13 protein-coding genes and 1 riboswitch are annotated in these 18420 nt (G+C 62.4%); of the genes, 7 read left to right on the forward strand and 6 right to left on the reverse strand.

Translation table 11 applies throughout. The features are described from left to right. Positions 1-114: 114 nt before the first annotated feature. Positions 115-2751 (reverse strand): phosphoenolpyruvate carboxylase, encoded by a 2637-nt coding sequence (gene ppc / locus R3355_RS01695; protein ID WP_318959796.1) that lies wholly within the window; start codon positions 2749-2751, stop codon positions 115-117. Positions 2752-2937: 186 nt separating this feature from the next. Here ppc and R3355_RS01700 point away from each other — a divergent pair, with 186 nt between their 5' ends. The 3 genes from R3355_RS01700 (at position 2938) to R3355_RS01710 (ending at position 5103) form a co-directional block, all read left to right on the forward strand. Next, on the forward strand, positions 2938-3282 hold the full coding sequence (locus R3355_RS01700) for a pilin assembly protein (protein WP_318946976.1): 345 nt from the start codon (positions 2938-2940) through the stop codon (positions 3280-3282). 514 nt (positions 3283-3796) lie between these two features. Next, complete coding sequence (locus tag R3355_RS01705; RefSeq protein ID WP_413243470.1) at positions 3797-4213, forward strand: DUF4398 domain-containing protein; 417 nt, start codon at positions 3797-3799, stop codon at positions 4211-4213. 59 nt (positions 4214-4272) lie between these two features. Beyond that, complete coding sequence (locus tag R3355_RS01710; RefSeq protein ID WP_318946978.1) at positions 4273-5103, forward strand: OmpA family protein; 831 nt, start codon at positions 4273-4275, stop codon at positions 5101-5103. 346 nt (positions 5104-5449) lie between these two features. Here the strand turns inward: R3355_RS01710 and R3355_RS01715 are convergent, their stop codons facing one another. From R3355_RS01715 to R3355_RS01735, 5 genes are all read right to left on the reverse strand, one after another. Then, a complete protein-coding gene (locus R3355_RS01715) occupies positions 5450-8188 on the reverse strand; it encodes a LuxR C-terminal-related transcriptional regulator (protein ID WP_318959797.1) in 2739 nt (912 codons plus the stop codon). A gap of 530 nt (positions 8189-8718) precedes the next feature. Continuing rightward, positions 8719-10086 carry a DUF1329 domain-containing protein gene (locus R3355_RS01720; RefSeq protein WP_318959798.1) on the reverse strand — a complete coding sequence of 456 codons (1368 nt, stop codon included), beginning with the start codon at positions 10084-10086 and terminating at the stop codon, positions 8719-8721. Between the two features lie 31 nt (positions 10087-10117). Further along, positions 10118-11998, reverse strand: a complete 1881-nt coding sequence (locus R3355_RS01725) for a DUF1302 domain-containing protein (RefSeq protein WP_318959799.1) — start codon at positions 11996-11998, stop codon at positions 10118-10120. A gap of 231 nt (positions 11999-12229) precedes the next feature. Next, positions 12230-13912: a fatty acid--CoA ligase gene (locus R3355_RS01730; protein ID WP_318946983.1), complete on the reverse strand. Its 1683-nt coding sequence runs from the start codon at positions 13910-13912 to the stop codon at positions 12230-12232. A gap of 229 nt (positions 13913-14141) precedes the next feature. Continuing rightward, positions 14142-14771, reverse strand: coding sequence for a LysE family translocator (locus R3355_RS01735; RefSeq protein WP_318946984.1), 630 nt, complete (start codon positions 14769-14771; stop codon positions 14142-14144). Between the two features lie 78 nt (positions 14772-14849). Here R3355_RS01735 and R3355_RS01740 point away from each other — a divergent pair, with 78 nt between their 5' ends. From R3355_RS01740 to R3355_RS01755, 4 genes are all read left to right on the forward strand, one after another. Further along, the gene (locus R3355_RS01740) at positions 14850-15815 is read left to right on the forward strand and encodes a 2-hydroxyacid dehydrogenase (protein WP_318946985.1); all 966 of its coding nucleotides are present in this window, start codon (positions 14850-14852) and stop codon (positions 15813-15815) included. A 105-nt stretch (positions 15816-15920) separates the two neighbouring features. Further along, positions 15921-16919 carry a class I SAM-dependent methyltransferase gene (locus R3355_RS01745; RefSeq protein ID WP_318959800.1) on the forward strand — a complete coding sequence of 333 codons (999 nt, stop codon included), beginning with the start codon at positions 15921-15923 and terminating at the stop codon, positions 16917-16919. A gap of 50 nt (positions 16920-16969) precedes the next feature. Continuing rightward, positions 16970-17131, forward strand: a riboswitch (yybP-ykoY riboswitch). 92 nt (positions 17132-17223) lie between these two features. Next, entirely contained in the window at positions 17224-17811 is a 588-nt protein-coding gene (locus R3355_RS01750) for a TMEM165/GDT1 family protein (protein WP_318959932.1), read from the forward strand. A gap of 106 nt (positions 17812-17917) precedes the next feature. After that, positions 17918-18361, forward strand: a complete 444-nt coding sequence (locus tag R3355_RS01755; protein WP_318946987.1) for a ketosteroid isomerase-related protein — start codon at positions 17918-17920, stop codon at positions 18359-18361. Positions 18362-18420 lie beyond the last annotated feature (59 nt).

Below are 18420 nucleotides of genomic sequence, written 5' to 3' on the forward strand. Positions count from 1 at the left end.
CCGCACAAGTCACCGAAAGTCGGATAAACCGGGGCCTTTCAGGCGTCATCAGGCCGCGATCGGGCGCCTCCGGAGCCCATTCTGGGCACCCGGGCAGCACCCGAGCCGCGCCCGTTAGCCGGTGTTGCGCAAACCGGCGGCGATGCCCGCGACGCTGACCAGCAAGGCCTGTTCCAGAGGGCTGTCGGCCTGGCTGTCGCGCTGCCTGGAACGCGCCAGCAGCTCGGCCTGGAGCAGGTGCAAGGGGTCAAGATAGGTGTTGCGCACGCTGATGAATTCCAGGGTCTCTGGACTGTGCGCCAATAACTGCGACTGACCGGTCAACCCCAGTACCGCAGCCACCGCCTGCGACAATAGGTCGCGTAAATGTTCGCCCAAGGGCTGCAGGGACGGCTCGACCAGGCGTTCGTCGTAAAGTCGGGCAATAGCGCCATCGGCCTTGGCCAGGACCATTTCCAGCATATCGATGCGAGTACGGAAGAACGGCCAATGCTCGCGCATCTGCGCCAGCAGCTCGCCCTCGCCGCGTTGCAGGGCACTGCTCAGGGCGTATTCCCAGCCGAGCCAGGCCGGTAGCATCAGGCGGGTCTGGGTCCAGGCGAAGATCCAGGGAATCGCCCGCAGGCTCTCCACCCCGCCCTCGCGCCGCTTGGCCGGGCGACTGCCCAGGGGCAGGCGACCGAGCTCTTGCTCCGGCGTGGCCTGACGAAAATACTCGACGAACTGCGGATGCTCGCGCACCACACCGCGATAGGCCGTGACGCCATCGGCAGCCAGCTTGTCCATCACTTCGCACCAGGCCGGCTCGGGCGTCGGCGGTGGCAACAGGGTGGCTTCCAGCACCGCGGCCAGGTAGAGATTGAGGTTCTGCTCGGCGATATCCGGCAGGCCGAACTTGAAGCGGATCATTTCGCCCTGTTCGGTGGTGCGAAAACGCCCCGCCACCGAGCCCGGCGGCTGCGACAGGATAGCCGCATGGGCCGGACCGCCGCCGCGGCCGACGGTGCCGCCACGGCCGTGAAACAACAGCAACTCGACCTGCTGCGCGGCACAGACCTGCACCAGTTTTTCCTGGGCACGGTACTGCGCCCAGGCCGCCGCGGTGGTGCCGGCATCCTTGGCCGAATCGGAATAACCGATCATCACTTCCTGCGGGCCGTGCAGGCGCGCGCGGTAGCCCTTGAGGCTGAGCAGGTGGTCGATCACCGGGCCGGCGTTGTCCAGGTCGGCCAGGGTTTCGAACAGCGGCACCACGCGGATCGGCCGCCGCAGCCCGGACTCCTTCAACAGCAGTTGTACGGCGAGCACATCGGAAGGAGCACCGGCCATCGAGATCACATAGGAGCCCAGCGAGGCCGCAGGTGCGGCGGCCACCTCGCGGCAGGTGGCGAGTACTTCGGCGGTGTCGGCGCTGGGTTTGAAGTGGCTGGGCAGCAGCGGCCGGCGGTTGTCCAGCTCGGTCATGAGAAAGCGCCGGCGCGCCTCCTCATCCCACTCAGCGTAACGCCCCAAGCCCAGATAATCGGTGATTTCATCGAGCGCCGCGGCATGACGACTGGAGTCCTGACGCACGTCCAGGCGCACCAGGAACAAGCCGAAGGTGGCGGCGCGGCGCAGGCAATCGAGCAGCGGGCCATTGGCGATCACGCCCATGCCGCAAGCATGCAGCGACTGGAAGCAGCACTCCAGCGGCTCGAGCAGTTCGCGGTTGTCCTGCAACACCGCCGCCGGCGCTGCGACCGGGCCATGCAGCGCCTCCTGGGCCCAGCTGCGGGTGGCGCGCAGGCGTTCACGCAGTTGCTTGAGCAGGCTGCGATAGGGCTCGGAACTCTCGCCAACCTTGGCCTGCAGCTCGGGGCTGGCTTGCTGCATGGACAGCCCGGCAGCCAGTTGGTCGATATCGCGCAGGTACAGGTCGGCCGCCATCCAGCGCGCCAGCAGCAGCACCTCGCGGGTCACCGCAGCGGTGACATTGGGGTTGCCGTCGCGGTCGCCGCCCATCCAGGAAGCGAAACGAATCGGCGCGGCGTCCAGCGCCAGGTGCATGCCGGTGGCTGCTTGCAGGGCATGGTCAGCCTTGCGCAGGAAGTTCGGCACCGCCTGCCACAGCGAATGCTCGATCACGGCGAAGCCCCACTTGGCCTCGTCCACCGGGCTCGGGCGGCTGCGGCGAATCTCTTCGGTATGCCAGGCCTCGGCGATCAGGCGCTGCAAATGCTCGGCGACCTGCTCGTGCTCGGCGGCGGACAGGTCACTGTGGTCGCCAGCGGCCAATTGCGCGGCGATCGCATCGTATTTCTGGATCAGGGTACGCCGCGCCACTTCGGTCGGGTGGGCGGTCAGCACCAGCTCGATGTCCAGACGGCCGAACTGGCGCGCCAGGGCATCGGCATCGTGGCCACTGGTCAGCAGACGCTGCAGCAGTTCGGGCAACACCCGCGACTCGAAGGGCTCCGGCTCGTTGGGGGCACGGCGACGAACGCGATGGTATTGCTCGGCGATATTGGCCAGATTGAGAAACTGGTTGAACGCCCGCGCTACCGGCAGAAGTTCGTCGTCGGCGAGCTGCTCGAGGCTGGCGCTGAGCTGCTCGGCACCGGCGGCAGAGCCACGCCGCGCCGCCTTGGCGCCCTTGCGAATGCGCTCGATCTTGTCGAGAAAAACCGTCCCCCGCTGCGCGCTGATGGTATTGCCCAACAGCTCGCCGAGCTGATGAACGTCCTCGCGCAGACGCGCGTCGATTTCTGCCATGACTGACTCTCCGCTGAAGCGTGAAGTTCAAGAGTGCCCAGCACGGCAACATCTTACAAGGGCGCGACGCCGCACCGACAGAAACGCCGGGTAGCGTCTAGGCTCTAATCAGGCCCGCCGCAAAAGGGCGAGGCCAAGCACAATCGCATAACCGCCTACCACGAGTAGGTAAAGGACGAGGCAGTCATGAAAATTCGCGAGCTTGTCCACCATTGGGAACAGAACGCCAAGGGTCGCATGACCCGTAATCTGTATCAGATCAATCTCGATCTGGAAGCGGCTGCACGCTTGGCCGCTTTAGCCGAGATGTACCCCAAACGCAGCCCGGAAGCACTGCTCGGCGAGCTGATCGGCGCAGCGCTGGAAGAACTGGAAACCAGCCTGCCCTACATCAAAGGCAGCCAGGTGGTGGCCACCGACGAGGAAGGCAATCCGCTCTATGAAGATATCGGTCCGACACCGCGCTTTCTCGCCCTGTCACGCAAGTATCTGCACGAGCTGAGCGCGCAACAGGACAGCACCAACCATTGAATAGGATGTGAAAAACACCGATCTGCTGCGACCGCCTGCAAACGCTCGCTGCTGACGCAGCCTGGATAAGCCGGCGCACACCCTGGCGGGTTGTCGCTGCACTCCAAAGCCGCCCGACCTCCGGGCGGAACGCGGCGCAGCACGGTGCGACGTCTTGCCGCGAACGTCTGGAGGCAGCCCAGCGACGGCGCTGGATACTTTCACAACCAGGGAAATCTCTGCGTGCCCCCTGAACGACCCACGCACCCCAGCAACTGGAGCGGCGTGCCTGCGCGCACGACCGTTCAAAAAAGCAAACGCCAGAACAAATAATCCCAGAAAACAAGCTTTTAAAAATTATTTATGTTGTTTTTTTTGAACGATATTGTTCTAAACGCACTCTAAGCTTCGTAGCGTTCTGACGATCGGTCGCGGGTAAGGACCTGTAACACCTTGTCCAAATGCGTCCGCCACTTTCAGTCAAAACGCTGGCTGGTGACCATCATGGAAACCACTGCATGCAAGGAAACCACCAATGGAACTGAACACCATGATCATCGCCCCTGCCCGGCCGCAACCTAGCCAACGGTCAACCTGGACACTCGCCGCACTCGCCCTCGGCAGCAGCCTGCTGCTGGCCGGCTGCGCCGGCAATCCACCTAGCGAGCAGCTCGCAGTGAGCAAATCGGCGGTCAACTCTGCGGTCAGTGCCGGTGGCCCGGAATTCGCTGCCGTGGAAATGAAATCCGCACAAGAGAAGCTCAAGCAAGCCGAGCAGCAACTGCACGACCATAACTACGCAGAAGCCAAACGCCTGGCCGAACAGGCCGAGTGGGATGCCCGCCTGGCAGAACGCAAAGCCCAGGCAGCCAAGGCTGAAAAAGCCCTGGAAGACGCCCGCCAGGGCGTTGAGGAAATGCGCGAGGAAAGTATGCGTGGCAGCAGCCTTTAACCCCGGCCGCCAAACACGCTGATCACAGACTCCGCCAACAGCTAAAGGATTACCCGAATATGCGTACTCAAGTAATGATTCCCGCCTTACTGGCATTGAGCGTAGGCCTGGCCGCATGCTCATCGCAGCCCAACGTCAATCTGGAGGAGGCACGCAGCAATTTCTCCACGCTGCAGTCGGACCCGCAAGCCAGTAAGGTCGCAGCCCTGGAAACCAAGGGTGCCAGCGAGATGCTGGACAAGGCCGAACAAGCCTACCGCGCCAGCGAGGATGAGCAGAAAGTCGATCAACTGGCCTACCTGACCAACCAGCGCATCGAAGTCGCCAAGCAGACCATCGCCTTGCGTAGCGCCGAACAGAACCTGGGCAAGGCTGCCGCCGAACGTGCCAACGCTCGCCTGAATGCACGTGACGCACAAATTGATGCCCGTGACGTGCAACTCGATGCGCGCGATGCGCAGATCAAGCAGCTGCAGGACAGCCTGAATGCCAAGAAGACCAAACGTGGCACGCTGGTTACTTTCGGTGATGTGCTGTTCGACCTGAACCGTGCGGAGCTGAAGCCCGGCGGCATGAACAACGTCAACCAGCTGGCTCAGTTCCTCCAGCAAAGCCCGGAGCGCAAGGTGATCGTCGAGGGTTACACCGACAGCACCGGCTCCGCCGCCTACAACCTCAGTCTGTCGCAACTGCGCGCCAACTCGGTACGCATGGCGCTGATAAAAATGGGCGTTGGCCCGGAGCGCATCGCCACCCAGGGTTATGGCAAGGAATACCCGGTGTCGGGAAATGACACCTCGTCTGGCCGGTCGATGAACCGCCGGGTCGAGGTGACTATATCCAACGACAACCAGCCGGTTGCACCACGCAGCACGACAACCGCGGGCTGATTACAGCTCCGCAGCACAATGCCGCTCACTTGAACCAGGTGAGCGGCATTTTTTCGATCCTCGGTTTATCTGCACTACCGGCGAAATCAGCTGTGAATGGCGCTTTACCCAGTTCTGGGGCGGTCCATTTGCATACCCTGGGGGGGGCGGGCCGGGGCTCCGGCCGTTCGCAGCGCAGCGACAACCTGCCAGCTTTTGCGCCGCACCGCACCGCACCGCACCGCCAAACCAATGGTGCACTGCCTGAGTCCAGATCCACCCTACAGATCGCGCTTTACTCGAGATAATTGGTCGGGCCGCAGGGCACCTGGAGGTCGCAGTAGGCGAGCGTTTTTTTCACTGCCTCTCAGCGCAACAGCCCCAGATTCTTGGCCCGCGCCACTGCCTGGGTACGCCGCTCGACACCCAGCTTGCCGTTGATATGGCGGGCATGGGTTTTTACCGTATGCAGCGAGATGAACAACTGCTCGCTGATTTCCTGATTCGAGCAACCTTGGGCGATCAGCTGCAATACCGCCAACTCACGCGAACTCAAGGCCTCGGTCAGCTGGCCATCGAGCTTGGCCCGCTGCACTCCCTGAGTCTGGGGCAGATACCTGAGCAACTCGGCGGCCACGGCGCAATCGGGGCGCGCCATCAGTTGCTCACGCAGCCATTGCGGCTGGTGAACGAACAACTCCTGATAAGGCAACAAAGCACCACCCTTCGCCGCTTCCAGGCTGCTGGTCAGCCAGCTGACGGCCTCGCGGTCGCGCCCGGAAGCCTTGAGCAGCAGGGCCAATTGCACCTGTGCGGCCACCACGAACAAATGACCCGATGCGGATTGGGCGCCCTGACTGAGCGCGAGCAGACGCCGTTCGGCAATCTCCAGGCGCCCCTGCCGGCGCTCAAGCGCGGCCTGCTGCAACTCGATATGCAAAGCCAGCTGCGGATGGAACTCGGGGGCCGCGCCAGGCGTTGTGCCGCAATAGGTCTCGGCCAGTCGCTGCAGCCAGACTTCGGCCAATTCCAGCTGGCCCTGGGACAACCACAGCTCGCACTTGACCACCGTGATCATCGCCAGATAGTAGATCGTCGGTACATCCCAGGCATGCATCAGGCGCTCGGCTTCAGCCAGCTGGGCGAAGGCCTCGCCGAGGCGTCCTTCACGCCCCTCGACCCCGGCCAGCACGCAGTAACCCACCAGCAGACTGATGTCGCGACAGGCGCGCGCCTCACCGATCCCGGCCAGCAACTTGGTGCGGGCGGCCTGGGTATCGAACGCCACACTGAGCAGATAGCCCTCGTACAGATTCAGCCGCGCACGCACCGAATACACCCGCTGAGCCGGAAGCCCGTGCAACCGCTTCTGGCCCAGGCGCACCTCGGCCAGGGCACGCTGAACCTCGCCACGGGCATGCAGCACACGCGCCCGCTCGGCATGTGCCAGGCCCTCGAACAAGGGATTGTCGATCCGCTGCGCCAACTCCAGGGCCTCGCGATTGAGGCCCCGCGCACGCCACAGATCGCCCTTGGTCATCGCCAGGTTGGCCAGGGTGAACAGGCACATCAGCCGCGGCCCGCAACGTTCGCCGCTGAGCAGGGCCAGGGCCTCGCTGCAATAGCGCTCAGCCTCGAGCACCTGGCCACGACCGCGGGCGAGGATGCCGGACAAGGCCAGCCACTGGGCCAGCAGATCATCCTGCTCCTGCGCGTCGGGGGCCGGCATGAAACGCCCCAATTGCTGGATCAGCTCGTCGGCGGCATCCAGCTGGCAGGCCAGGGCCAATGCCCAACCGTACAACACCAGCAGGCGCGGCGTGCTGGCCAACAGGCTGTCGGGCAGGTCCATCTTCCAGCGCAGCAAACGGGCGACATTCTGCTCGCCGAGCAACTGTTCCTCGGACAGGTTCTGCACCAGGTTGGCCGCCACTTCCGGCTGGCCGGCGCGCAGCGCCTGCTCGACCGCTTCCTCATGCAGGCCCTGGCTGCTGAACCAGCGACAGGCCCGCAGATGGAGGGCCGCCTGGGACTGGCTGCGCTGGGCAGCAGGACGCGAGCGCAACAGATCGGAAAACAGGTGATGGTAGCGAAACCAGTGGCCCTGCTCGTCCAGGGGCACCAGAAAGACCTGATGGGTCTGCAGATGCTGGATAATCTCCGCGCTGTCATGCTGCTCGCGCAAGGCATCGCACAGCTCGACACAGAAACGCTCGAGGCAGGCGGTGTCGAACAGGAAGCTCTGCACCTCGGCCGACTGCTGCTCGATCACCTCCTCCAGCAAGTACTCGCGGATCAACCCCTCGTCACCCTGGGGCCCCCGTTCCGGGCTGTCGTCATCGGCCTGCTGACGGGTCAACAGCCACAGGCGCAGGCCGGCCACCCAGCCCTCGCTGCGCTGACGCCACTCCTCCAGAACCGGCCCACTGAGTTGGGCGCCCTGACTGCCGAGCAGCGCGCGGGTCTCCTCCTCGGTCAGGCGCAAGTCCTGCTCCTGCAACTCCAGTAACTGGCGTGACAGGCGCAGGCGCGCCAGATGCCAGTCGGGGCGTTGGCGGCTGGTCACCAGAATGACCAGGCCCTCGGGCAAATGATTGAGGAGAAACTGCAGACAGCGGTCGAGCACCGCGCCCTGGGCCAGATGATAGTCGTCCAGCACCAGCAACAAGGGCGCGGTCGGCACGAGGCGCTCGCCCAATTCGTCAAGCAAACCATCGAGCCACTCTTCGAAGGCGAAGGGTTGATGGCGCTGGCGCATGCGCAGCAATGCCTGAGCGTCCTCGCCAAGCCCCGGATAGAACTGCTGCAGTCCCGCCAGAAAACGCTCGAGAAAACGCCCGGGATCACTATCCCGCGGGCTAAGACCCAGCCACAGGCTGTGCCACTGTTCGGGCAGTACCTGGCAGAACTCACTGGCCAGCGAGCTTTTGCCGAAACCCGCAGGGGCGCTGACCAGCAGCAGCCGCCCGGTCAAACCCTCGGCCAGCCGCTCGCACAGACGCGGCCGCGACACATGGCTGGCGGGCAGTGGCGGGCGGAAAAAACGACTGTCGCCCAGAGGGACGATATCGCTAACTACAGGCGCTATACGCGTCAGATCGGTCATCACCCGGCTCTTGTTAAGTCATTGCCAGTTCAGGCGCGAACTTTCAGCAGACTATCGACTTAACCGCAGGAATTGAAGCCTGGATGTGTGCACTGAAACAAATCATTACCCAGACCGGCGACTCGGCCTGAGGCTGAGCGAGTGACGGCATGGATAACCCCAATGCCGGAGTGGCCGGGCGGCACTCCGCTTCAGCCGCGAACGCTTCACGGTACAGCCGACCCACCGTCGCTAATTAAGCCGTCCTGCGGGCTGAAACGGAACGCCGCTTCATGCAACGCGGTTAGCTAACGCCAGAACCATGCAGCCCGGATGCAATCCGGTAGCCGTTTGTAAGCGCGTGATTGCCCCGGGTTTCATCCAGGCTACAAACCGTAGCTCACCGGGACTGGACGGAATTACGCCTCCGTGGGCTCACTGGCAACACAGATACGCGGTTGTGACCTGGCCAGTGCAGCGAGCAATTGGGACATCGCTAAAACAAGAAAGCCGGCCCAATGGGCCGGCTTTCATCGTTGCAACAACAGGTGTTAGCGAACGCCAGCCTGACGCAGTGCCGCCGGGGTGTAGTCGCTTTCTTTTGCCGGGTAGCCGAACTCGTAGGATTGCTTCTCCTCGTTCTTCATACCCAGGGCCAGGTAACGACCGGACTGCAGGTCATACAGGGTTTCCAGGGTGTACCAGGGTACTTGCTTGTCATAGTAGTACTGGGCATGGGCCTCGGCTACGCGCCACAGGGTACCGCGACCGTCGTAATGGTCGATTTGCGCGGCCTGCCAGGTGTCTTCATCGAGGTAGAAGTCACGCTTGGCATAGATATGACGCTCGCCGGACTTCAGGGTCGCAGTCACATGCCATACACGGTGCAACTCGTAACGGGACAGATCCTGGTTGATATGGCCAGGCGTAACGATTTCGCTGTACTTCAGCTTCGGCGAATCCAGACCGTAGGTGTTGTAAGGAATGTAGATTTCCTTCTTGCCGTTCAGCTTCCACTCGTAACGGTCAGGCGCACCGTTGTACATGTCGAAGTTGTCGGATGTACGCAGACCATCGGAGGCGGTACCCGGACCGTCATAGGACACCTGCGGGGCACGGCGCACGCGACGCTGACCGGCGTTGTACAACCAGGCCAGACGCGGCTCTTTCACCTGGTTGAGGGTTTCGTGCACCAGCAGCACGTTACCGGCCAGACGCGACGGTGCAGTTACCCGCTGCTTGAAGTAGAACAGCACGTTGCTTTCCTTGCTGGCGTCGACACCCGCCAGCGCACCACGGAAAGTGAACTCATCCTGGAAATACACCAGGCTGTAGGAGCCGTTCGCCTGTGGAGTCGCCTGGGTCACCAGACGCTTGACGCTGCCACCACGGTAGCGGGTGATATGGTTCCAGATCGCTTCCAGGCCGTCTTTCGGAATCGGGAACGGGTTGGCCTGATCGAAGTTCTCCAGACCGTTGCCGCCCTCGACCATGCGGGTGTTGACCGCATTGCGCTTGGTTGCTTCGTAGACGAAGTCCGGCATGGCGGCGGAACGGTGAGTCGGGTACACCGGTATTGTGTAGCTTTGCGGATAACGCTTGAACATGGCCTGCTGACCGGGGGTCAACTTGTCCTTGTACTGTTCGGCGTTGGCTGCGGTGATGGTGAACAGCGGTTGCTCGTCAGCGAACGGATCCGACAGGAAGCCGGCGGCATCGGCAGTGCCGGCATTTTTCGGCAAACCACCGGTCCAGGCCGGAATCGAGCCATCCGCATTACCCGCCATCTCGGCGCCGACTGGCGTCAGCGTGGTACCCAGCTTGGCAGCCTCTTCTGGCGAAACTGCTGCCATAACGCTGCAGGCCAGCAGCGAAAGAGTCAGCGCGCCGGTTTGCAACAGATTCTTTGTTGTTTTCATATACAGAGTTTTCCTCAAAATTCCTGGCCGCTTAGAAGTTCATACCGAAGCTGAGCGCAACGAAATCGCGGTCGATCGCCGTGTTGTAGTCGCCACCAAAGAAATCGGTGTAGGCCAAGCTGGCGTTATAGGTGTTCTGGTAGTCGGCATCCAACCCCAGGCTGACAGCCTTGGCACCCTCATTGAACAGACCGTTCGGGCCGTAGCCGTCCACGTCATGCGACCAGGACAGGCTCGGCTTGAGGTTAACTCCAGCGAACACGCTCGGGTAGTCGAGAATGGCGCGAGCGCGGTAACCCCAGGAGGTGGTGGTGACAAAACCGTCGTCATTGCTTGCGCTGTAGGCCCCATAGATGGAGTCGCGACCGTATTGCAGATCCTCACGGCGCTCGAGGCCACCGACGTGGGCGACACCGATCTCGCCAACCACGGTCAGACGGCTAGCGCCCAATACCCGGTCGAAGAAATGGGTGAAGGTGGTTTGCACCTGGGTCAGTTCCTTGCGGCGATACCCCTGGTTTTCCGCACCCGGAGCGGTATCGATGGTGGGGGCAGCCGCACCACCACTGGCCGGATTGAGCAGCGCCAGGTTGAGCGCGGTGCTGTTGATCTGGATAGGCGCATTGGGTCGATAGCTCACCTCACCGCCCCAGGATGTGCCGGTGGGCAGTACGGTCGAGAAGCTCAGGCCGTACAGCTGAATATCCTCGGGATAGCTGATGAAGTATTCGCCGTTGCCCAGCGCAGTGCTTTGCGCCAAACCAGCACCCGATGCTGCACCTACGGCCGCCGCGGTGGCTGCGTTTGCTGCATAGCAGGCGTTGGGGACTGGGCCGCAAGTTGCTACTAAGAATGCGTTGGCAGCAGCTCCGCCACCTGCTGCACCAATGGCAGGCAGTGCAGCAAAGGTACCTGCTTCTGCCGTCTTGGTATTAAAGAACGGATTACGGCTGTGGTAGTTCATGAAGTAGGCGCCGTACTCGGTGTTGTCGCCGAGCCAGCGGAAGGAAAGACCGTACTGGCCACTGTCACGCGCATCGCGGTCGCCACCACGCGGCACCACCACGCCTTCGCCTGCCACATCGAAACCCTGGCCAAAAGCGGCGGCAACCGGCTGCAGCGGCGCGATAGCCGGCGAGCCTACGGTCAGGTTGTTATCGCAACCATCGGCCACCACGTCGGTGGTGGAGAAGAAGGTGCCGCAGTTATCGACAATCGTCTGATCCCACTCGAGCTGGTAGAACGCCTCCATGGAGAGGTTGTCGGTCAGGCTCTGCGCCACATAGAACATGTTGACCGGGATCAGGCCTTCCTTGATCTCCGCACCGGGGCGGCGGAAGGCGGCGGCGTCGACCGGGTTGATCGAGTTGATCGAATTCTGAATGAAGGTGCTTTCACCCCAGCTGACTACCTGCTTGCCCAGACGCACGGAGCCCGGCATGTCGGCAATGGCGTAGTTGTGGTAGATGAAGGCATCGAGAATTTGCGCGCCGGAAGCCTGCGCCGCCTCCTTGCGGTTGCTGTCGCTGATGTCCTTGAACAGGCGGCTTTCGTCCTTGAGTTCGAAGTCGTACCAGTACTTACCGCGCACGAATACACCGGTGTCGCCGTACTTCAACTCAAGGTCGTGGATGCCCTTGAAGATCTTCGAGAAGGTTTCGCCCTTCTTGAAGTTCAAACGATTGTCGTCGCTGGTCGATGAGGCGGCTTTACCACCATTGACGGTACCGATCAGATCCGGATCTGCGCCACGAGCCGACCAACTGGCCCCCACCGAGATCGCCGAGTCGAACTGGCCTTCGATTTCACCAATATTGAACGTCACGCCGAATGCCGGTGCGGCGAGGGTGGATGCGAGACTGACGGCCAACGGCAGTTTGGCCAGACGCCAGGTTTGCTTTGATTTTGTCATCGACACTACTCCATGTACTTTTTTGTTATGGATAGTGCCGACTATAGCCAGAGGGTGTGACTGCCTGATCCCTCGAAAGTATGATTTGCAGCCTCCCAGACACTCTGGCTCGCAGGTTTCGGCGGATAAGTCTTATCCGCCACAAGCCAGGAATGGCTGGAAAAGAGCAATTGTCCAGGCAAACGCTTGTTTGACTATGCAGTCACTCTGACCAGGTATCACCACCACACCTTACAGGGTGGAGAGAAACGCACAGCCGGCCGCCTGCCACTGGGCGATATCCAGGCGAATGCGTTTTTTATCCAGCTTGCCGACGCTGGTCTTGGGAATTTCGGTAACAAGAGCGATCTGCGTGGGGATGGCCCACTTGTTGATATGACCCTGCTCGACATAAGGCTTGAGGTGATCCTTGAGCCCCTTGGCATCCAGGGTCTGATCGTCACGCAGTACCAGCAAGGCAAAGGGCCGCTCGCCCCACTGCGGATCCGCCACACCCACCACCGCGACTTCACGCACGGCCGGATGACGGCTGATCAGGTCTTCCAGGGCCAATGAGGAGATCCACTCGCCACCGGTTTTGATCACGTCCTTGATCCGGTCACGAATCTCGATAAACCCCATGCCGTCGATGGTCGCCACGTCGCCGGTGTGCAGCCAGCCGTGCTCCCAGAGTTCCTGGCCTTTCTCCGGCTCGCGAAAATAGCCCTGGGTCAGCCACGGCGAACGCAACACCAACTCGCCCTGGGACTCACCGTCCGCCGGCAGCATGCGGCCATCGGCGCTCATGATCGCCGCATCGACCAGAGGCACCGGCACCCCGGCCTTGATCCGGTAGGTGATCTGCTCATCCTCACTGCCGGCCAGCAGCTCGTCATTGATGTGCGCGCAGGAGATCAGCGGGCAGGTTTCCGACATGCCATAGGCTGCAGTCAGCTGGATGCCGCGCGCCTTGGCAGCATCGTAGAGGGCACGGTTCAGTGCACTGCCGCCGATGATCATCTTCAACCCGCCGAAGTCATGGCCTTGGGCGCTTGGGGCGTTGAGCATCATTTGCAGGATGGTCGGCACGCAGTGGGAGAAGCTGACCTTCTCCTCCTTGATCAGCTTGCACAGCAACTCCGGTTCGTAGCGCCCCGGATACACCTGCTTGACGCCCAGCATGGTGGCGGCATAAGGAATGCCCCAGGCATGCACATGGAACATCGGAGTAATCGGCATGTAGACATCATTGGTGCCCAGCAGGCGCACGCTGTCGAGACTGCCCAGCACACTGGCCGCCGCCATGGTGTGCAGCACCAGTTGTCGATGAGTGAAATACACGCCCTTGGGATTGCCGGTGGTGCCGGTGGTGTAGAAGGTGGTGGCCACCGAGTTTTCATCGAAATCGGCGAAGTCGTAGCTCGGGCCGGCGGCCGCCAGCAGCTGCTCGTACTCGCCGACCAGTCCCGGCAGTTCGGCGCTTTTCTCCTCGGCGTCGGTCAGTAACAGGGTCTTCTCGACCGTGGTCAGTTGCGCGGCGATACCGTTGTAGAGGGGCACGAACTCACTGTTGACCAGGACGAACTTATCCTCGGCGTGGTTCATGGTGTAGAGGATCTGATCAGGCGACAGGCGGATATTGATGGTATGCAGCACCGCACCGAGCATGGGGATGGCAAACATGCATTCGAGGTAGCGATGGCTGTCCCAGTCCATCACCGCTACGGTATCGCCGGCCTTGACCCCTGCCGTCGTCAGCGCATTGGCCAGGCGTGCAACCCGCTCATTGAAGGTCGCATAGCTGTAACGCAGGGTGTCGCGATAGACGATTTCACGGGTTTTTTCATAGCGCACGCCGGAAAGCAACAAACGCTTGATCAGCAGTGGATATTGATAGGCATTGGCCGCGGGCGGGATGATGCGAGTTGGCAACATGGGAGAGCACCTGTCTGCAGGATATTGTTTTTAACCGTGACAGGACTCTAGAGTGCTTGCCAGACGGGAAAATCAGTCAAAAGAATGATTTGCCCGTATGACTTTTTGGCTGTTTTTGGTCACACGACAGGCTCGAAAAACATAGCCGGGTCACAGCCGCTACTTATTTATCCTGCACGTTTATAGAGACAACCGTAATACCCAACTACGTCATCATCAGCGAGCGTCCCTAGCGCAACTCGCTGAACGCCAGCTTGATGCCCAAACCTATCAATACCGCGCCCATCAGCCGATCGAACCAGTGGCCCAAGCGGGTAAAACCGGCGCGCACCCGCGGCTGACTGAACAACATCGCCACCAGGCAGAACCACAGCGCCGTCGCCAGTGCCAGGTAGATGCCATAACCGGCCTGCACCATCAGCGGGGTGTGTGGATCGATCACCACGGTAAACAACGACAGAAAGAACAGGGTTGCCTTGGGGTTCAGGCCATTGGTGACGAAGCCTGTGGCAAAGGCCGCACGCGGAGAACGTGCGGCCTGTTCCAGGCTCAGCTCGGCGCGGGCCGGGTCAGCCGGTTTGGCGCGCAACGCCTTGATCCCGATGTAGAGCAGGTAAGCGGCGGCCAGCCACTTCAAGGCGTTGAACAAGACAATCGACTGGGACACGATCAGGCCGATGCCGAGCAGAGAATAAGCCACGTGGACGAAGATCCCGGCGCCCACACCCAGCGCGGTGAAGATACCGGCACGCCGGCCGAAGGCCACGCTTTCGCGCACCACGATGGCAAAATCCGGCCCGGGGCTGGCGACTGCCAGCAAGTGAATCAGGGCAACGGTGAAAAACTCCGTCCAGTACATAGCGGCTCCGCAACAGGCATAGGGGCTGATAGGCTGTTCACCTTACGCCCCGCTCCGATAGCAGAAAAGGTACAGCTGATGAGTAACAATAGTCGCGCAGTCTTTCTAGACCACAGCACACTCGATCTGGGCGATCTCGACCTGTCACCACTGCAGCAGCTATTCGGCGAACTGACGCTGTACCCGCTGAGCGACCCTGAACAGGTGATCGAGCGCCTGCAGGGTGTGCAGGTGGCAATCAGCAACAAAGTGCCACTGGACGCCAGGACCTTTGCCGCCTGCCCCGAGCTGAGACTGGTGTTGATCGCCGCCACCGGCACCAACAACATCGACCTGGCCGCCGCGCGAGAACATGGCGTGCTGGTCTGCAATTGCCAGGGCTACGGCACGCCTTCGGTGGCGCAGCACACCCTGATGCTGCTGCTCGCCCTGGCCACTCGCCTGCCCGACTACCAGGGCGCGGTACGCGACGGCCGTTGGCAACAGGCGCAGCAGTTCTGCCTGCTGGATTTCCCCATCGTCGAACTGGAAGGCAAGACCCTCGGCCTGCTCGGCCACGGCGAACTGGGCGGAGCCGTAGCGCGACTGGCCGAAGCCTTCGGCATGCGTGTGCTGCTTGGCCAGCTGCCGGGGCGTCCGTCCCGCCCGGATCGCCTGTCGCTGGACGAACTGCTGCCGCAGGTCGATGCCCTGACCCTGCATTGCCCACTCAACTCTGCCACCCAGGATCTGATCGGCGAATACCAGCTGAGCCTGATGAAGCCCGGCGCCTTCCTGATCAATACTGCGCGTGGCGGCCTGGTCAACGAACAGGCACTGGCCGACGCCCTGCGCCGCGGCCATCTGGGGGGCGCAGCCACCGACGTACTGACCCAGGAGCCGCCAACCGAGGGCAACCCCTTGCTCGCCGCCGACATCCCGCGCCTGATCGTCACCCCGCACAGCGCCTGGGGTAGCCGCGAAGCGCGGCAGCGCATCGTCACTCAGCTGACGGAGAATGCTCGGGCGTTTTTCGACGGCGCAGAGCGACGGGTGGTGAACTAGCCGCCGGGGCAATGGGTAACCGCACCAGTATTGCCGCAGGCCCCATTGCGCTCAAAGCCCTGGCCGGATTTGTTATCCTCCGCGCTTTGCCCAGGAGCCCACCCCATGGACCCGCGAAGCGAAGTGCTGCTGCGTCAGGCCGAACTGTTCGGCGGCCCGTTGCTGCTCGCCGGCTTGCCGGCCGATGACCTGCTCGGCCAGTTGCCGCAAGCCCGGGGCTGGAGCTGGCACGCCGGCGAACAGGCGCTGCTGGAAACCCGCTTTGCCGGGCGCAGCCACTTTGGCGTAACGCCTCCCGCAGACGGTTTCACCGCCGCGGTGCTGTTCCTGCCAAAATCCCGCGAACTCACCGACTACCTGCTGAGCGCCCTGGCCGCACGACTCGCCGGGCGCCAGCTGTTCCTGGTCGGCGAGAAGCGCGCCGGGATCGAACGCGCGGCCAAGCAGTTGGCGGCGTTCGGCAGAGCACGCAAACTCGACAGCGCGCGCCACTGCCAGCTCTGGCAAGTAACCGTGGCAAACGCCCCAGCCACCCCGGATCTCGAAGCCCTGGCGCGCCACTACAGCCTGCCCCTGAGTGACGGCCCGCTGCACGTGATCAGCCTGCCCGGGGTGTTCAGCCATGGCCGCCTGGACATCGGCAGCGCCCTGCTCCTGGAGCATCTGGATCAGCTGCCAGCGGGTCACCTGCTCGATTTCGGCTGCGGTGCCGGCGTGCTCGGCGCGGCGCTGAAACGCCGCTATCCCGAGAGCCAGGTGACCCTGCTGGATGTCGACGCCTTCGCCGTGGCCAGTAGCCGCCTGACCCTGGCCGCCAACGGCCTTGAAGCCAACGTCATCAGTGGCGACGGGATTGCCGCCGCGCCCCGGGGGCTGGCCGCGATCCTCAGCAACCCGCCGTTCCATCAAGGCGTGCACACCCACTACCAGGCTACGGAAAATCTGTTGCGGCATGCCGCCGAGCACCTCGAACGCCGCGGCCAATTGCGCCTGGTGGCCAACAGCTTCCTCAAGTATCCCCCGCTGATCGAGCAATACCTTGGCCCCTGCCATACCCTGGCCGAGGCCAAGGGCTTTCGCATCTACGACGCCAGCAAGCCGTAGCGACCCGATACAAGCGCAGGCTTGCCCAATCCACTGCAGTTGGGCAGAATGCGCCCGTCCTAGGGGAGTAGTCTCCCGCGAGCAGCAGCTCGCCCGGCACGCGTCAACATACTTGGTCAACCGACCATGGTGCGTGCGACCCACAGCCCAGCAACACGGGCTGGCGCATTGTCAACAACCAGCCGCTGGCTGACGACACTGCGCACAGGGTTTGACAAGACCTATGACACGCACACCTTACCCGGGGCGGGAAGGCGGTACGTGTCATAGCCATGTCGACCCGCCCCCGTTAGGAAGTCTGATGCTGGAATCCCTGTTCGTCCCCACCTTGATCGTTGCCCTGGCCGAAATCGGCGACAAGACCCAATTACTCGCCTTGCTGCTGGCCGCGCGCTTTCGCAAGCCCTGGCCAATCATCCTCGGCATCGTGGTCGCCACCCTGGCCAACCATTTTCTCGCCGGAGCCGCCGGCAACTGGGTAGCCAGTCTGTTTTCCCCGGTGACCCTGAGCTGGGCGCTCGCGGCCTCCTTCGTCGCCGTGGCGCTGTGGACGCTGGTTCCCGACAAGCTGGATGACGATGAAAGCTCGGGCTTCAAGCGCTACGGTCCCTTCCTTACCACCCTGATCGCCTTCTTCATCGCCGAGATGGGCGACAAGACCCAGGTCGCCACGGTGATGCTGGCCGCGCAGTACCCAGATTTCGTGCTCGTGGTGATCGGCACCACCCTGGGCATGCTGATCGCCAACGTACCCGTGGTGCTGGTCGGCAACTTTGCCGCCGAACGCTTGCCACTGACCCTGATTCGCCGCCTGGCCGCCGGCGCCTTCGCCGCTCTGGCGGTTTATGCGAGCTACCAGGCCCTGCAACTCGGCGGGTATTTATGGTATTGATTTGACGCCGTTCCCCTGGCGCTCCAGCCGATGTTCTGGCTACTCTGACAGCCAAAAAAGTGCGCAGTATCTTGCGCACCTTGCCCACCAAGCCAGGGAGACAAGCATGTCATTGGATGATCGGAAAAAAGTGGTCTGCCAGCATATCGACCTGTCGTGGAACAAAGGCCGTCTGGCCTTGGCCGAGCAGCTGCACAGCAGGGACTTCCTCTACAAAAGCTCGTTTGTCGGCCGCCCGCTGGGCAGCGCGGCCTTCGCCCAACTGATCCAGGACATCCGCACTGCCATGCCAGACCTTCAGGTAGTGGTTGAGGAATGCATTGCCGAAGGCAACAAGGTGGTCACCTGGAGCACCCTGATCGGCACCATCGAAAAACCGGCCTTGGGTTACCCGCCAAGCGACAAGGTGCTGAGCATCGCGGCGATGGCCTTCTGGACACTGACCCCGAGCAACGAAATCCAGGAAATCTGCACCATGTTCGACATGGAGAGCTTCCGCGCCCAACTGGGCCTGGACACCCGTTCCTTCTCGGAAAAAGCCCTGCCGTAAGCCCACCCGCCAGCGCGATGGACAGGGCCTTGCACCCGCTGGAGAGCCCTAACGCCCCT

Source organism: Pseudomonas sp., from assembly GCF_033723075.1.
Taxonomy (GTDB): Bacteria; Pseudomonadota; Gammaproteobacteria; order Pseudomonadales; family Pseudomonadaceae; genus Aquipseudomonas.

Excerpts from the sequence above, each read along its gene's own strand:
- ppc (WP_318959796.1), bottom strand. The coding sequence starts at position 2,751 with ATGGCAGAAATCGACGCGCGTCTGCGCGAGGACGTTCATCAGCTCGGC.
- R3355_RS01700 (WP_318946976.1), top strand. The coding sequence starts at position 2,938 with ATGAAAATTCGCGAGCTTGTCCACCATTGGGAACAGAACGCCAAGGGT.
- R3355_RS01705 (WP_413243470.1), top strand. The coding sequence starts at position 3,797 with ATGGAACTGAACACCATGATCATCGCCCCTGCCCGGCCGCAACCTAGC.
- R3355_RS01710 (WP_318946978.1), top strand. The coding sequence starts at position 4,273 with ATGCGTACTCAAGTAATGATTCCCGCCTTACTGGCATTGAGCGTAGGC.
- R3355_RS01715 (WP_318959797.1), bottom strand. The coding sequence starts at position 8,188 with ATGACCGATCTGACGCGTATAGCGCCTGTAGTTAGCGATATCGTCCCT.
- R3355_RS01720 (WP_318959798.1), bottom strand. The coding sequence starts at position 10,086 with ATGAAAACAACAAAGAATCTGTTGCAAACCGGCGCGCTGACTCTTTCG.
- R3355_RS01725 (WP_318959799.1), bottom strand. The coding sequence starts at position 11,998 with ATGACAAAATCAAAGCAAACCTGGCGTCTGGCCAAACTGCCGTTGGCC.
- R3355_RS01730 (WP_318946983.1), bottom strand. The coding sequence starts at position 13,912 with ATGTTGCCAACTCGCATCATCCCGCCCGCGGCCAATGCCTATCAATAT.
- R3355_RS01735 (WP_318946984.1), bottom strand. The coding sequence starts at position 14,771 with ATGTACTGGACGGAGTTTTTCACCGTTGCCCTGATTCACTTGCTGGCA.
- R3355_RS01740 (WP_318946985.1), top strand. The coding sequence starts at position 14,850 with ATGAGTAACAATAGTCGCGCAGTCTTTCTAGACCACAGCACACTCGAT.
- R3355_RS01745 (WP_318959800.1), top strand. The coding sequence starts at position 15,921 with ATGGACCCGCGAAGCGAAGTGCTGCTGCGTCAGGCCGAACTGTTCGGC.
- R3355_RS01755 (WP_318946987.1), top strand. The coding sequence starts at position 17,918 with ATGTCATTGGATGATCGGAAAAAAGTGGTCTGCCAGCATATCGACCTG.